This window comes from Acinetobacter sp. WY4 (genome assembly GCF_018438165.1).
In the GTDB taxonomy this organism is placed as follows: Bacteria; Pseudomonadota; Gammaproteobacteria; order Pseudomonadales; family Moraxellaceae; genus Acinetobacter.
The window spans coordinates 2,726,874-2,742,521 of the sequence record NZ_CP053947.1; the positions used below are offsets into that span (position 1 = coordinate 2,726,874).

Annotated in this window: 14 protein-coding genes; 11 read left to right on the forward strand and 3 right to left on the reverse strand. The window is 46.3% G+C overall.

Going from position 1 to position 15,648, the window contains the following annotated elements; translation table 11 throughout:
- Positions 1 to 10 precede the first annotated feature (10 nt).
- From pcaF to G4D73_RS12805, 5 genes are all read left to right on the forward strand, one after another.
- Positions 11 to 1,222 (forward strand): 3-oxoadipyl-CoA thiolase, encoded by a 1,212-nt coding sequence (gene pcaF, locus G4D73_RS12785; RefSeq protein WP_213686912.1) that lies wholly within the window; start codon positions 11 to 13, stop codon positions 1,220 to 1,222.
- 60 nt (positions 1,223 to 1,282) lie between these two features.
- Complete coding sequence (gene paaK / locus G4D73_RS12790) at positions 1,283 to 2,575, forward strand: phenylacetate--CoA ligase PaaK (RefSeq protein WP_004279191.1); 1,293 nt, start codon at positions 1,283 to 1,285, stop codon at positions 2,573 to 2,575.
- A gap of 63 nt (positions 2,576 to 2,638) precedes the next feature.
- Complete coding sequence (gene paaX / locus G4D73_RS12795) at positions 2,639 to 3,577, forward strand: phenylacetic acid degradation operon negative regulatory protein PaaX (protein WP_004279192.1); 939 nt, start codon at positions 2,639 to 2,641, stop codon at positions 3,575 to 3,577.
- A 31-nt stretch (positions 3,578 to 3,608) separates the two neighbouring features.
- Complete coding sequence (locus tag G4D73_RS12800) at positions 3,609 to 4,217, forward strand: DapH/DapD/GlmU-related protein (protein ID WP_213686913.1); 609 nt, start codon at positions 3,609 to 3,611, stop codon at positions 4,215 to 4,217.
- A 131-nt stretch (positions 4,218 to 4,348) separates the two neighbouring features.
- On the forward strand, positions 4,349 to 5,110 hold the full coding sequence (locus G4D73_RS12805) for a class I SAM-dependent methyltransferase (RefSeq protein WP_213686914.1): 762 nt from the start codon (positions 4,349 to 4,351) through the stop codon (positions 5,108 to 5,110).
- A 60-nt stretch (positions 5,111 to 5,170) separates the two neighbouring features.
- Here G4D73_RS12805 and G4D73_RS12810 read toward each other — a convergent pair whose 3' ends face one another.
- Positions 5,171 to 5,980 (reverse strand): cytochrome C assembly family protein, encoded by an 810-nt coding sequence (locus tag G4D73_RS12810; protein ID WP_213686915.1) that lies wholly within the window; start codon positions 5,978 to 5,980, stop codon positions 5,171 to 5,173.
- A 138-nt stretch (positions 5,981 to 6,118) separates the two neighbouring features.
- On the opposite strand from G4D73_RS12810, the gene ffh reads away from it, so the two are divergent.
- The 3 genes from ffh (at position 6,119) to G4D73_RS12825 (ending at position 8,992) form a co-directional block, all read left to right on the forward strand.
- Positions 6,119 to 7,525, forward strand: a complete 1,407-nt coding sequence (gene ffh / locus G4D73_RS12815; RefSeq protein ID WP_004279196.1) for a signal recognition particle protein — start codon at positions 6,119 to 6,121, stop codon at positions 7,523 to 7,525.
- 150 nt (positions 7,526 to 7,675) lie between these two features.
- Positions 7,676 to 8,242: an RBBP9/YdeN family alpha/beta hydrolase gene (locus G4D73_RS12820; protein WP_213686916.1), complete on the forward strand. Its 567-nt coding sequence runs from the start codon at positions 7,676 to 7,678 to the stop codon at positions 8,240 to 8,242.
- Between the two features lie 144 nt (positions 8,243 to 8,386).
- The gene (locus G4D73_RS12825; RefSeq protein ID WP_213686917.1) at positions 8,387 to 8,992 is read left to right on the forward strand and encodes an RBBP9/YdeN family alpha/beta hydrolase; all 606 of its coding nucleotides are present in this window, start codon (positions 8,387 to 8,389) and stop codon (positions 8,990 to 8,992) included.
- Here G4D73_RS12825 and G4D73_RS12830 read toward each other — a convergent pair.
- Together G4D73_RS12830 and G4D73_RS12835 are read right to left on the reverse strand one after the other, a co-directional pair.
- Positions 8,946 to 9,686 carry a type III pantothenate kinase gene (locus G4D73_RS12830; RefSeq protein ID WP_004730667.1) on the reverse strand — a complete coding sequence of 247 codons (741 nt, stop codon included), beginning with the start codon at positions 9,684 to 9,686 and terminating at the stop codon, positions 8,946 to 8,948. The two genes, G4D73_RS12825 and G4D73_RS12830, sit on opposite strands and share 47 nt — an antisense overlap.
- Before the next feature lie 14 nt (positions 9,687 to 9,700).
- Complete coding sequence (locus G4D73_RS12835) at positions 9,701 to 10,456, reverse strand: biotin--[acetyl-CoA-carboxylase] ligase (RefSeq protein ID WP_213686918.1); 756 nt, start codon at positions 10,454 to 10,456, stop codon at positions 9,701 to 9,703.
- A 27-nt stretch (positions 10,457 to 10,483) separates the two neighbouring features.
- On the opposite strand from G4D73_RS12835, the gene G4D73_RS12840 reads away from it, so the two are divergent.
- The 3 genes from G4D73_RS12840 to smc all read left to right on the forward strand — a co-directional run bounded on the left by G4D73_RS12840 (position 10,484) and on the right by smc (position 15,648).
- A complete protein-coding gene (locus tag G4D73_RS12840) occupies positions 10,484 to 11,287 on the forward strand; it encodes a sulfite exporter TauE/SafE family protein (RefSeq protein ID WP_005247146.1) in 804 nt (267 codons plus the stop codon).
- A 201-nt stretch (positions 11,288 to 11,488) separates the two neighbouring features.
- On the forward strand, positions 11,489 to 12,184 hold the full coding sequence (locus G4D73_RS12845) for a GntR family transcriptional regulator (protein WP_213686919.1): 696 nt from the start codon (positions 11,489 to 11,491) through the stop codon (positions 12,182 to 12,184).
- 11 nt (positions 12,185 to 12,195) lie between these two features.
- On the forward strand, positions 12,196 to 15,648 hold the full coding sequence (gene smc, locus G4D73_RS12850; protein ID WP_213687757.1) for a chromosome segregation protein SMC: 3,453 nt from the start codon (positions 12,196 to 12,198) through the stop codon (positions 15,646 to 15,648).

Here is a 15,648-nt window from a genome sequence, read left to right on the forward strand (position 1 = left end):
AGGAAGAATCATGGAACAGGTTTATATTTTTGATGGAATTCGCACCCCGATCGGACGCTATGCCGGTGGACTGAGCAGCATTCGTGCTGATGATCTGGCAGCGCTACCGGTTCAATATCTGAAAGATCAGCATCCGGCCTTGCCATGGGCAGAACTGGATGAAGTGATCCTAGGCTGTGCCAATCAGGCCGGTGAAGATAACCGCAACGTGGCGCGTATGGCTGCTTTACTCGCAGGGTTGCCTGAATCTGTTTCAGCACTGACCGTAAACCGTTTATGTGCCTCAGGTCTGGATGCCATTGGACTGGCAGCCCGTGCCATCAAATCGGGTGAGGCTCAATTTATTTTGGCGGGTGGCGTAGAATCCATGAGCCGAGCGCCTTTTGTGCAATCCAAACCTACAACTGCCTTTAGCCGTACCCCTGAAATTTATGACACCACCATTGGCTGGCGTTTTATCAACCCAAAATTTAAAGCACAGTTTGGCGTCGATAGCATGCCGGAAACTGCCGAAAACGTCGCTGAAAAGTATCAGATTAGCCGTGCAGACCAAGACCTGTTTGCCTATCACAGCCAGCAGAAAACCGCAGTAGCGCAACAAAAAGGTATTTTTGCCGAAGAAATTCTGCCAGTCGAGGTTAAAGGTCCGAAGAAAACCACTCTGACCATTTCCCAAGACGAGCACCCGCGTGCAGAAACGACGCTGGATAATCTGGCAGCCTTGAAAACCCCATTTCGTAAAGAAGGCGGTTCAGTCACCGCTGGTAATGCTTCGGGTGTTAATGACGGGGCGGCTTGCGTATTACTCTGCAATCAGCAGTTTGCTGAGCAGTATGGTTTGCGCCCGAAAGCTAAAGTGATTGGAATGGCTAGTGCCGGTGTGGAAGCCAAATATATGGGCATTGGGCCGGTGCCAGCAGTACATAAAGTGCTGAAACAGACTGGACTCAGTCTGAAACAGATGGACGTGATTGAGCTGAATGAAGCTTTTGCTGCGCAGTCACTGGCCGTGATTCGTGAACTCGGCTTGCAAGACGATGATTCCAGAATTAACCCGAATGGCGGTGCCATCGCCTTGGGTCATCCGCTGGGTATGAGTGGCACCCGTCTGGTGATCACGGCCATGAAAGAACTAAAACGCCGTAAAGGCAAATATGCACTCTGCACCATGTGTGTCGGTGTGGGTCAAGGTGTGGCACTGGTTTTAGAAAATATGGATTAAACACATCATTCAATCAATGAATTAAACCGTGGTCAGGAAGACTGCGTCAGGAGTAAGAATATGAATAACAATGCAATGGAAAAAATTGAAAAAGTATCGGTTGATGAGTTACGCAGTGTTCAGCTACAGCGTATGAAAAAGACGTTGCAACATGCTTATCAGAACAGTCCGGTTTATAAAAAGAAATTCGATGATGCTGGCGTGCATCCAGACGATTTTAACTCACTGGAAGACCTGGCGAAATTCCCGTTTACCACCAAACAGGATTTACGCGATAACTATCCGTTTGGTATGTTCGCTGTTCCACAGGAACAGATTGTACGTGTGCACGCATCTTCTGGCACCACCGGTCAGCCGACCGTAGTGGGTTATACCCAAAATGATATTAATGTCTGGTCAGACGTGGTGGCGCGTTCCCTGCGTGCAGCCGGCTTGAGCAGCAAAGATATCATTCAGGTGTCTTATGGTTATGGTCTGTTTACGGGCGGTCTAGGCGCGCATTATGGCGTTGAGCGTTTGGGTGCAACCGTGATTCCAATGTCTGGCGGACAAACCGATAAACAGGCGCAACTGATTCATGACTTTAAACCGACAGCACTGATGGTTACGCCATCTTACTGCCTGAACATTATTGAAGCGCTTGAGAAGAAATTTGGCACAGCCAAAAACTGTTCGATTAAAACCGGCGTCTTTGGTGCAGAGCCATGGACCAATGAAATGCGCAAGGAAATTGAAGAGCGTCTGGGCATTGATGCCCTAGATATTTATGGTCTGTCAGAAGTCATGGGACCGGGCGTGGCGATGGAATGTCTGGAATCTAAAGATGGCCCAACCATCTGGGAAGATCATTTCTATCCTGAAATTATCCATCCGGAAACTGGCGAAGTGCTGCCAGATGGCGAACTGGGTGAACTGGTCTTTACCACCATTACTAAAGAAGGCATGCCGGTAATCCGTTACCGTACCCGTGACCTGACCCGTTTATTGCCAGGCACGGCACGCACCATGCGCCGTATGGACAAGATTGTCGGCCGTAGTGATGACATGATGATTATTCGTGGGGTCAATGTCTTCCCATCACAGATTGAAGAGCAGATTTTACAGATCCAGCAACTGATTCCGAACTATCAGATCCAGATTTGCAAACAGGGACATCTGGATACATTGCATATCCGTACCGAAATGCGTAAAGATAGCAGTGACATTATGGCGCACCAGTTGGCAACTCAGCTGAAAAGCCAGATTAAAACCATGGTCGGAATCACCGTAAGTGTCGAAGTGTTACCTGAAGGGAGTCTGCCACGCTCTGAAGGCAAGGCACAGCGCGTGTTTGATATCCGCAAGTCTGCATGAAGTACTATTGGATGATAGCCAAATGGTCTATCATCCAGTTTCTATAAGGTAAAGTTAAACGCAATGAATCCGAAATTAAAACAAATAATTGATGACTTTATTCAAACTGAAGCACTCAGCGGAACCTCATTAATCATGACCATCTTTGGTGACTGTATTTTTCACCGGGGTGGCATTATCAGTCTGGCCAGTCTAATTCAGCTCATGGATGTCTTCGGATTTAATGAACGATCGGTACGGACTGCCGTATTTCGTCTGGTCCAAAATGGCTGGCTGATGTCTGAGAAAATTGGTCGCACCAGTTATTATCGCGTAACCGAAAGCAGCCGCCAGCGTTTTATTATGGCGGATCAAAAAATTTACAGTTTTCAGCATACCGAATGGGATCAGAAGTGGGATCTGGTGCTGCTCAGTTCAGTGGAACTGGAAAATAAACTGGTTCTGAAAAAAGAACTGGAATGGCTGGGCTTTGCCAATATCGCCACTAATGTCATGGCCTATCCGGGCTGTGATCACCAGAAACTGCAAAACCTGCTGCTGAACCTGAAAATGACCGACCAAGTCGTGGTGTTTAAGGCCGAAACCTTGCAGCTCTGGCAGGAATCCTATCCAACCGTGAAACGCATGGTTGCCACCAACTGGCCGGTGCAGGAACTGCATCAGCGCTATGAAAAATTTATTGCGGATTTCCGGGAATTCTTTCATCTGGTGGAACAGGAAGATGAGCTGGATCCGGTTCAGGCCTTTCAGTTGCGTATTTTGCTGATTCATCAATTCCGCCGGATTTTATTAAAAGATCCAAATCTGCCTTTTGAATTATTGCCATCCAACTGGCTTTCCCTGAATGCCCGTAATCTGAGCAGTAATTTATATCAAACCGTGGTTGCGGCAGGGGATGAATTCTTTATGGAGATCGCCCGAACTTCGGAAGGTTCGATGCCGCCGGTACATCCACAATTCTATAAACGCTTTGGCGGTTTGCGACTGGAAGCCGTCAGCTAATCTAATTCTGCATTTTTAAAGGAATAAAATAATGCCGTGTTATGCCATTGATGGTGTGATTCCTGTGGTCAGCCCTCGTGCTTATGTACATCCACAAGCCGTTCTGATCGGGGATGTGGTGATTGAAGAGGGCGTATATATCGGGCCTTTCGCAACTTTAAGAGCCGACTTTGGCGGGATTCACATCCAGAAAAATGCCAATGTTCAGGACTCATGCACCATTCATGGCTTTCCCGGCAGTGTCACGCTGGTCGAAGAATGTGGCCATATCGGACATGGCGCGATTTTACATGGTTGTATCATTCGCAAAAATGTATTGGTCGGCATGAACAGCGTGATTCTGGATGAAGCCGAGATTGGTGAAAATACCATTATCGGTGCCAATAGCACGGTTAAAGCTAAAGCTCAAATTCCGGAAAATTCACTGGTGCTCGGTAGTCCAGCGCGGGTTATCCGTCCCTTGGACGCCAAAGAAATTGCCTGGAAAAGCAAAGGGACACGGGAATATATTCAGCTGACAGAGCGCTGCTTGTCCTCGATGCAGGAGGTCAGTCCTTTAACAGAAGTCTCCGCAGACCGGCTGAGCTATAAAGCCTTCAAGGCAGAGTATCAGATCAAGCAGAATAGCTTGAATGACTAAGTTAAGAACATGATTCTATTCATTGGATGAATTCTGCATTTTAAAAACCGGAAGTGACTGAAACCAAATTCCAACTGCATTCCCTGACTGGCTATTTAGACTAAAATAAAACTGGTCTGGAAAGCATATATATGGAAAACAGGGAATTTAAAGATCATTTCTCCCAGCAGTCACAGGACTATGCCTTGTTTCGTCCGCATTATCCGGATGCATTGGGAAAGCTATTGGCAGAGCTGTCACCAAGTACTAAATTGGCTGTAGATGTCGGCTGTGGTTCTGGACAGCTTTCAGAAGTTTTGGCGAATTACTTTGATCAGGTGCTTGCTATTGATGCGAGTAGTGAACAGCTTGCCCAGGCCAAACCGCATCCAAAAATTCAGTATGGTCAGGCGCTCGCTGAAGAGATCCCGTGTGCTGACCAGAGTGTTGATCTGATTTCGGTGGCTCAAGCAGCGCATTGGCTCGATCTGGAAAAATTTTACGCAGAAGTTCGCCGGATTGCTAAACCCAATGCCATTCTGGCTTTAATTAGCTATGGCGTGTTTAGTGTGGATGAGCCTCATTTGAATCATTACTTTAAGCATTTTTATGAGGTGACGCTTGCACCGTACTGGCCGCCTGAACGTCTCCATATAGATGAAGGATATAAAAATCTACCATTTCCATTTCAGGAAATTGTGATTCAGCCACCTGTATTACAGGTTGAATGGAACTTTTATCAGTTAATTGGTTATATGAGTACTTGGTCAGCCGTGAAAGCTGCCACTACAGCACTCGGACATAATCCATTGAATGTACTGGCAGATGCCTTATTACCAGAATGGGAAGATCCAGAATTGCATAGAGTGATTCGCTGGCCATTGTCGGTGCGTGCGGGGCGTATCACCGTTTAAAGAATATTCAAGCTAAAGCCTGTTTATTAAACAATGAATTGAATATTTCAAGGCTCAGAATTATCGCCCTAGAATCATTTCCAGCACAAATTTAGAACCAATAAAACCCAGTGCCAGCAAGCCAAAACCGAGCAGGGTAAAGCGCACAGCTTTCTGGCCACGCCAGCCAAACTTCCAGTGTCCGATTAATAGGGAACCGTAAACCAGCCAGGAAATAATACTGAACGCCGTTTTATGTGCCAGATGCTGAGCAAAGAAATTGTCGATGGTAAAAAAGCCAAAGCCCAATGCGAGAGTAAGTAAAACAAAACCGGTCATCAGCATATCAAACAGCAGGGATTCCATGTCCTGATAAGAGGGTAGCAAACTGACCCAGACCCGGCGTTTCTGCTTCTTTTTCAGCTCACGATCCTGAAGCCGCAAAATCACGGCCTGAATGGTCGCCATGAGCAATACCGCATAAGCAGACAAAGACAGGATAATATGAATATCCAGACCCAAAGAGTTTTGTGCGATGATTTTTGCAGGCTGAGTAAACACAAAGCCAAGGATTAATCCGGTAGCCGCCACCGGAATCCCGATCAGGTTCAGGGCAATAATCGGACGATAAGTACTGTAAATAATACTGAGCAGCAGCATCAAACCCGAGGTAAAAGAAAACAGGGAAAAGACATCATAATTGATGCCTAGCGGGGTATGCATATCACCATATAAGACCAGTGCATGCAGGCTCAGGCCAAGCAGTGCAGTTAGCGAAACAAACCATTGATTAGGAGTACGTTTAGACATTAAATGAATGAACAGATACCAGAAGGAAGCGGTATAAGCGACTAATGCTAAGATCGTATAAACCAAGGGGAGGCTAACCATGTCAAACCTTTTTAAGGGTGATGAATATTCATTTATATAAATTCGCTGCGAACTACAGTATCCTATAGCATTCTATGCATAAATTTTCTATTTTAAGAAACAATTTTTTGCTCATGGCTATTTTAAGCGGATTTTGCAATGTTTGATACCTTAACAGAACGACTCACGCAGAGTTTAAGAAATGTTACTGGCTCAGGGCAGCTAACCGAAGACAATATTAAAGATACGTTACGTGAAGTGCGTATGGCGCTTCTTGAGGCCGATGTTGCGTTACCTGTAACTCGTGAATTCATCGCGAAAGTTAAGGAAGAAGCATTGGGCCAGGAAGTGATGACTCAGTTATCTCCTGGGCAGGCTTTTGTCAAAATCGTTCATGACGAATTGACCAAAATGATGGGCGAGGCCAATGAAAGCCTCGACCTCGCTGCAAAACCACCTGTGGTTGTCCTGCTGGCAGGCTTGCAGGGTGCAGGTAAAACAACAACTGCAGCGAAACTTGCACGCTTCTTACAAGAACGTCAAAAGAAAAAAGTCGCGATGGTCTCTGCCGACGTGTATCGTCCGGCTGCGATCAAACAGCTACAGACTGTCGCAGGTGAAGTCGGTGCGATTTTCCTAGAATCCAGCGCAGACGAAAAACCGATTACGATTGTGAATCGCGCGATTGAACAGGCAAAAATCCAGTTTGCCGATGTACTGATTGTCGATACGGCAGGCCGTTTGCATATCGATGATGACATGATGGGTGAAATCAAAGAGCTGCATGCAGCGATTAACCCGACTGAAACCCTGTTCGTGGTCGATGCCATGACCGGTCAGGATGCGGCAAACACCGCCAAAGCATTCAACGATGCCTTGCCTTTAACTGGTGTGATCCTTACCAAAACTGATGGTGATGCGCGCGGTGGTGCGGCATTGTCAGTACGCGCGATTACCGGCAAGCCAATCAAATTCTTGGGTATGGGTGAGAAACTCGATGCCTTGGAGCCATTCCATCCTGAGCGTGTCGCACAGCGTATTTTGGGTATGGGTGATGTACTTTCTTTAGTCGAAGAGCTTGAACGCAAGGTCGACAAAGAAAAAGCCGAAAAAATGGCGAAAAAACTGCAAAAAGGCGGCAGCTTCAACTTTGAAGACATGTTGATGCAGTTTGAGCAGATGAACAAGATGGGCGGCATGATGGGCTTTCTGGACAAACTTCCTGGCATGAGCAATGCCGGTCTGCAAGATGCATTGGCGCAAGCCAATCCTGAAAAGCAGGTCAAGAAAATGGAAGCGATTATCCAGTCGATGACCATCAAAGAGCGCCGTAACCCGGACTTGATGAACCCAAGCCGTAAAAAACGTATCGCAGCAGGTTGTGGTATGGAAGTGGCGGAAGTCAATAAGCTGATCAAGCAACATGCGCAGATGGCCAAGATGATGAAAAAATTTGCCAATCCATCGGGTATGGCAAAAATGATGAAGTCACTTGGCGGCTTGCAAAAACAGTTTGGCGGCGGCGGTGGTATGGGTCCATTGTTCGGCGGCAACGACAAGAAATAAGTTGTGTTTAAAAAAAAGGCGCAATATGCGCCTTTTTTATTGGGAATAAATGGTCAAACTGGTTTAAACAAAACAACATTTACTTACCCAAAATAAAAATCCGATCAGGCAGACTCAGGAGCATGAGCACAAAATAAAGAGAAATTTCAAATGACCCAAGTGATTGTCGTACATGGTTATACTGCAAGCCCGGAAGAAAACTGGTATCCGTGGATTCAGGAAAAAGCCCAACAGGAAAATGTCAGTTTAAAAGTCCTCCGGCTGGATCCATCAACTACACCGACACTGGACACCTGGGATCAGCAAATGCGTGAACAGATTGATGCAATTGATGAGGACAGTATTTTTATTGCACATAGCTTGGGAACTGTAGCCGCATTACATTACTTATCCAGAGAATTAAAACAGCAGAAAATTCAGCAACTGGTATTGATCGCAGGATTTAATGGCCGGCTGGGCCGCCTGGATGAAGTAAACGCTTTTATTGATGCCGCGGATATCGATTTCGATTTACTCAAACAGCAGATTGCAGAGCGTGTAGTGATCTATTCTGAAGGCGATGATCGGGTTGCGCCTGAATTTAGTCTGGAACAGGCGGACAGTCTGGACGCGATTGTGGTGAATGCCAAGCACCATGGGCATTTTATTGATTCTCAAGGTTGTACTGATCTGCCGGAGCTCTGGAAAGTAATCGAGCCGTATCTGATTAAATCTTAAATTTAGGCATGTTATTGTATTCGCTAAATTTTAAAATTTAACATGAGATGGTGTTCAAAAAGGCACTTGAATTCCATCTCCAGACTGGTTAAAACTTATTGTTTGTCGACGTAATTTGCGTTCAATGATAATAAGTAAATCACTATGAAAAATATAATAAAGAAAGTTTATATCGTGCCGGATTATCAGGCGACCTCCAATGATCACTGGTATCCGTGGCTGAGTCGCCAGCTTAAAAATGCCGGTTTTGAGTCCAAGCGGATTATGCTGGCCAACCCCTTTCAGCCCAATTTAGAAGAATGGCAGCAGAACCTGAAACTGCACATTCCGCACATGGATGAACATACTTTTTTAGTTGCACATGGCCTGAGTTGCGTCAGTGTTTTAAACTTTTTACAGGAACATTATATTCAGCAGCAACGCAAGATCGGCGGGGTAATTCTGGTCTCAGCCTTTGATACGCCTTTGGTGGCCTGGTCAGAACTGAATAAAATACTGCAGGCTGTGCGACTCGATCTGAAAAACTTACCGTATAGCTATAAACGTGCGGTGATGCTGATCTCCAGTAATGATCCCTATGTGCCTGCACCGATTTCCTTGCGTTTAGCACATAGCTTGAATGCACAAATTTTTGAGATCAAAAAAGCCGGGCATTTCAACAAGTCCGATGGCTTTGCCGATTTTCCGCAATTGCTGGACATTATCAAACAGTGTCTGGCAAATGAGCTGCAAAATGCTGCAGGCCTTTAAGCAAAAGATCCGGTTCAATCCGGGGCTGATACTGAGCGAGATGCTGCGCAAATAGCGGGGCATCTCCACCGGTTAAAACCAACTGTGCTGGAAAATCATGTAGTACTTTCTCAATCGTGCTGAGCAGACCCAGTAGGATGCCATGATGAACAGCATCGATGGTGTTGCGTCCAGGATTGAGTTCAGAAAAAGCGGCATCCGGGATTTTAATGCCTTTGGTATTCTGAATTAGGGAATCACGTTGCAAGTATAGATTTGGCAGAATAAAACCGCCCAAATGTTGTTGCCCTTGCGCCAAATCAATAGTCAGCGCCGTACCGCAACTAATCACACAATAATTTTCATGCGCTTGCGTCGCGACCGCAAGTACCTGCAACCAGCGGTCAATCCCTAGTTGTGAAGGTTCATCATAACCACAGATCAGACCTGCATATTCTGCCTGTACCTGAGCAAAAATGACTGGAATATGCAGGCTTTCTAAAATGCTGAGAATGCGCTCATTATTGATTTTATCCTGGACTGAGGATAGACCTACCTGATGCAAGCCCAGCGCTTTGAAATGCTGAATCAGGCCAAGTAACAAATCAGCAGGGGACTGTAAATGTAATTCTGCTGCCTGTTCAATAATCTGATCATGCTCGGTAATCCAGTATTTAAGCCGGGTATTGCCGATATCCAACCATAATTTTTTCATTGCTGTATGCCTGTTCATCCACCGTGTTGAAGGCGGAGCTGTCCCTGATAAAAGGTCTGGATTCCCTGATCGGTCAAAATCTTGACTGCACCATCATCCTGAATCCCGAGAAAAGTACCGGAATATTGCCCTTGCACGTCAGTAAATTCAACCGTTTGTTGCATAAATGCAGCCGATCGATTGAAACGCGCCGCCAGGTTTTGACTGCCATAATTAAACCATTGCCCGGCTTGCTGAATCGCCAGATATAACTGGGCAATCAGCTCGACTCTTGAGGTATGTGATAATCCCAACTCGTTCAAGGAGCTAACCTGCTGATCTGGAAGGTCAGTGGGCAGAGGATCGATATTTAAACCTACACCGACCACCACCTGTGTAGATGAAATCGGCTCGACCAGAATGCCGCCCCATTTTCCGTGCAGGCTATACAGGTCATTCGGCCATTTCACCTGTAATTCCAGGCCTTTTAGACTGGGCATTTGCAGGATATTTAACGCAATTTCTAGCGCCAGACGACCATCGATGGTTTTTTGTGTATGCAGCAATGTGCTTAAATAGATGTTCCCTTCAGGTGAAATCCACTGACGTTGACGCTGTCCACGGCCTTGGGTCTGCACATGACTGCATACCAGAACCTGCTGTACCCCCTTCGTTGCCAATTCGCGCACATCATCATTGGTCGATGTAGTAATCGGTTTGATGAGTAATACTTCCGGGAGTTGGCCTGCATCGCTTAATCGTTGTTGCAGTTCACGAGTTTCTACATCCATTTGAATCTAAACGTGGTAAATATCGTTATGGAGTTAATCATATATTTATTGATTGGTGCAATTGCCGGATTCACCGCAGGCCTGTTTGGGGTCGGCGGTGGTTTGATTATTGTGCCGATCCTGTACATTGTTTTTACCCAGCTTCAGTACGATCCCAGCGTGATTATGCATATGGCGGTGGGTACTTCCTTGGCAACAATTATTGTGACTTCTATCAGTTCGGTGATGGCGCATCATCAACGAGGGGCAGTGCTATGGCCCGTGTTTCGTAATCTGGCGCCAGGTCTGATCATTGGTTCTTTCTTGGGGGCGGGGATTGCCGATTATTTATCTGGTCAGGGTTTGCAATTACTGATTGGCTTCTTTGCGGTCTGGGTGGCATTTAGAATGTTCAGGGGAGCGCATATTCAGATCGATCCGAATCAAAAATTGCCTTCAACCCCGGTACAAATTGCTGCAGGTGGTGGGATCGGTGTGGCATCGGCGATCTTTGGGATTGGCGGGGGAAGTCTGACAGTCCCATTTCTAAATCGCTGCGGAATCGTGATGCAAAAAGCAGTGGCGACCTCTGCGGCCTGTGGATTGCCGATCGCCGTCGCAGGTGCGCTGGGTTTTATCTGGTTTGGTAAACAGGCGCAGGTCACCGTGCCAAATACTATTGGCTATATTCATATTTATGCCTTTATCGGTATCAGCATGATGAGTTTTTTCACGGCCAAGCTAGGGGCAAAAGTGGCACATCTGCTTTCACCGGCCGTATTAAAAAAATGTTTTGCTGCACTACTGACCACCGTCGGCCTGTATTTTATTTATCAAGGTTTTATGGCCTGATTTAAACCTTTTAGGTTGGACTGATGTACCGTATTAGGAGAATAGATGACTATTCTCCTTTTTTTATGGGCTTGAGTTGGCTATATAGACATAAGATTGTCTGACAATGTCAAAGTATTTATGGATAAAAACCCGTTTAATAGCAACATAGTCCAAATAAAGGGCTAAACCAGTATCCATAAAAATAAAGACAGGAACGGTATGCCATTAGAACAAGCGCAGAGTTTGTCTGAGCAGATTGCCAAGCACATTAGCGAACAGATTATTCGCGGTGAACTGGTCGAAGGCGAACGTATACAGGAGCTCAGGATTGCCTCGGAGCTTGATGTCAGTCGGGGTTCGGTTCGTGAAGCCCTGCTTTTGCTGGAACGCACCCAGCTGATTGACATCTTTCCGCGCCGTGGGGCGATTGTCTCGGAAATGTCGGCCTTGCAGGTGCGTGCCTTATTTGATATGACCTCGTTATTGCTCGGGCAGATGGTGCATCGCATGGCGGAAACCTGGCGTGTGCATGAAGCTGAGCGCATTCAGCTATTATTAGAGCAATTAGAAGCAGAAACCCGCCAAGGACACACCGAAAAGTTTTATGATCTGATCTTTCAGGGCATGGCCCAGCAGCATGAGATGGTCGGGAATCCTTATCTGATGCGCTACTATCAGGAACTGCTGCCTTCTTTGCGTCGGAGCTATTTTCTGACCCTGAATATTTCCAGACGCGAGTTACAGGAATCTTTCGACTTATTTAAACTGGTCACTGAAGCAATTTTGATACGAAAAAGCCATCAGGCCACTTTATTTATGGAAGATTTTTGTCGACACTTGCGCAACCTTGTGTTGGAATCTCTGACACGGATGAAACAAATTGAACTCGCGTGGGCCAGACGCTCACGACGTTAAATCAGGACATTATGCGTTTAAGCAGTTTAAAACTTTCAGGCTTTAAATCTTTTGCCGACAGTACCACTTTACATTTTAAAGATAATCGTACTGCGGTCGTGGGACCGAATGGTTGTGGTAAATCTAACGTCATTGATGCCATACGCTGGGTCATGGGTGAGTCCAGTGCGCGTCAGTTGCGTGGTGGCAGCATGCAGGACGTCATCTTTACCGGAACTGCCAAGCGTAAACCGGTGGGCATGGCCAGTGTGGAACTGCGCTTTGACAATACCTATGGCAAGCTGGGCGGTGCTTATAATGCCTATAACGAGTTGGCGGTACGCCGTCAGGTCAACCGCGATGGTAAGTCCGAATATTTCCTGAATGGCAGCAAATGCCGTCGTCGTGATATTACCGATATTTTCCTGGGTACCGGTCTTGGGCCACGTTCTTATGCGATTATCGAGCAGGGCATGATCAACCGTCTGGTCGATGCCAAGCCAGATGAAATGCGGGTTTATATTGAAGAAGCCGCGGGTGTATCGCGCTATCAGGCACGTCGCCGTGAAACCATGCTGCATCTGGATCACACCACACAAAACCTGTCGCGTCTGGAAGATATTGCCTCTGAACTTAAATCTCAGTTAAAAACCCTGAAACGTCAGGCTGAAAGCGCGATTCAATATAAGCAACTGGAAGCACAGATTCGTAGCATCAAGATCGAAATCCTGTCTTTCCAATGTGAACAAAGCCAGCGCTTGCAAGAAGAATATACCGTGGAGATGAATACTCTCGGAGATAATTTTAAGCTGGTACGTTCCGAGCTGACTACGATTGAACATGATTTAGGAAGTACCAGTGAACTGTTTCAGCGTCTGATTCAGCAATCGACACCTTTGCAAAGTGAAGGGCAACAGGCCGAGAAAAAACTGGCCGAACTGGAAATGACCTTGCAGCAAAAACAGTCTTTGCTCGAGCAAAATTCCACCAGTCTGGTCAAGCTGGAACAGCAAAAAGCCCAGACCAAAGAGCGTTTGCAATTGATTGAACTGCAACTCGATACCTTGCAGCAGCAAGCTGAAGATCAGCAGGCACAATTGCAGCAGCAAGATGGCCGGAATCAGGCACAGAGTCAAAATCTGGCCGATCTGAAATCACAACATACAACAGTCGCAGCACAATTCGCCCAGATCAAAACCCAGGTCGAACAGCAACAGCAGCGTAAAATGCAGATGCTGGCGCAAAGTGAACAACTGGCCAAGAATATCGAGCGGATTGAGCAGCAAAAACACACCGTACAGCAGCAGAGTGTTCAGATTCAGCATCAAGCGCAGCAGGATGAGCTGGAGCAGTATCAGACAGATAAAGCACAGGCTGAACAGCAAATTGCTGGCTTTGAAACTCAACTCAAAGAACTGAAAACTCAACTTGAGCAGATGCAGGCAGAACAGGCAAGTCGTCAACAACAGCTGATGCAGCTCAAATCTGAAATTCAGGTGCTTCATTCAGAACAAAAAAATCTGAGTCAGTTGCTGACCAAAGCCAACCCTCATGCCAAAGCCGATGCAGTACAGCTGATGCAGGTGCTTAAGCTTAATCAGGCAGGCAAAGTACATGCCAGCCTGATCGAAAAGTTTTTAGCAAAATGGCTGACTGCGCAAATTCTGGCACAAGGCGAGAACTTCCTTGAAGATCGTGCGCGTCAGTTAAAGCAATATGTTGTGCAGGATAAAATTCAACTTGCCAATACGCTGTCTCTGGCCGACTGGATTGAATCTCCGCACTATTCGCTCTGGCAGCAAGTTGCGGTGGCCGAGAATCTAAGCGAAGCCTTAAAACTTCAATCTCAGTTATCACAAGGCCAGACATTACTGAGTTTAGATGGCTACCATGTGGGTGCGGATTGGGTGATTGCCCTGGACTATGATGAAGCCAGTCAGGCAGGACAAGGGGCACTCAGCCACCGGATTCGTCTGGAGGAAATTGAGCTTCAGTTATCAGCACTGAATACCCAACTTACTCAGGCTGAAGAGCAACTGCCTGAGCTGAATACGCGAGTGGCGGAATTACAGAACCAGATTCAAAGTATCCATGAGCAGCAAAAGCACAGACAAAAGCAGTTACAGGAAATTGATGTCAATATTGCCAAAGTGCAAAGCAGTGCTCAGGCTTTCGCGCTACAAAAACAGCAATTACAGCATCAGTTGCAACAACTGGATGAGCAGCTTGAAGAAGATGCCATGCAGAAGGATGATCTGGAAATCGACCTGCATGCCCTGAATATCAAGTTGGAGCAGGCGCTACCGAATTATAAAATCCTGCAATTCCAGCTGGAAGAATTGAGCGCTCAGCTGGATGATTCACAGCAGCTGAGTCAACAGGCTCAACAGGAGCTGGAGTTGTTACGCCGTCAAAGTGTACAGAGCCAGCAACAGATCGAATTGCTACAAAAAGATCAGCTATTCCTAAAACAGCAGTCTCAGCAAATTACAGCACAAATCGAGCAGGCCAAGAAATTTGTTGATCCGGTACAGCTGGAATTACCTGCTTTACAGAGCCAGTTTAATGAACAGGCGCAGATCACTGAAAAGCTGCAAAAGACCTGGGCCGACTGGCAGATTGAATTAAATCAGGTGCAGAGCAAACAGCAGCAGCTGACCGAACAGCGTCACAGCTTCCAGCAGCAGGATGAAAAACTCCGCAGTACACTGGAAGAAAAACGTCTGGCCTGGCAGGCAGCCAAATCTGATTTGCAGCATTATTCTGAACAGCTGAAAGAATTGAATAGTGAAGTAATTTCCGGACTGAATATTGACCTTAAAGCACATCAGGCGAAACTGGAAAAAGCTCAGGCTCAGTTCGATAAACTTGGTGCAGTCAATCTGGCGGCTTCTGAAGAATATGAAGAAGTGTCAAAACGTTATGAGGAACTGAGTCACCAGATGCAGGATCTGGAAAATACGGTTGAACAGCTACAGGCCGCGATGAAGAGTATTGATCAGGAAACCCGTAAACTGTTTATGCACACGTTTGATCAGGTCAATGCAGAACTGCAACAGCTGTTTCCTAAAGTGTTTGAAGGTGGCGAAGCGAGTTTAAGCCTTGAAGATGGCTGGCAATCGGGTGTAAAACTGATGGCCCGACCACCGGGTAAACGTAACAGCTCATTGGCTTTACTCTCTGGTGGAGAAAAGGCTTTAACGGCATTGGCATTGGTATTCGCAATTTTTCGCCTAAATCCGGCTCCTTTTTGTGTACTGGATGAAGTCGATGCACCGCTGGATGATGCCAACGTAGGACGTTTTTGTAATTTAGTGAAAGAACTTTCTGAACACGTACAATTTATTTATATTACCCATAACAAACTTGCAATGATGATGGCGACTGATCTTCTAGGTGTAACCATGCCTGAACCGGGAACCTCAAAATTAGTGACAGTAAATTTGGAACAGGCAAAAGAATACGGCTTAGCTGCGGAGGTATAA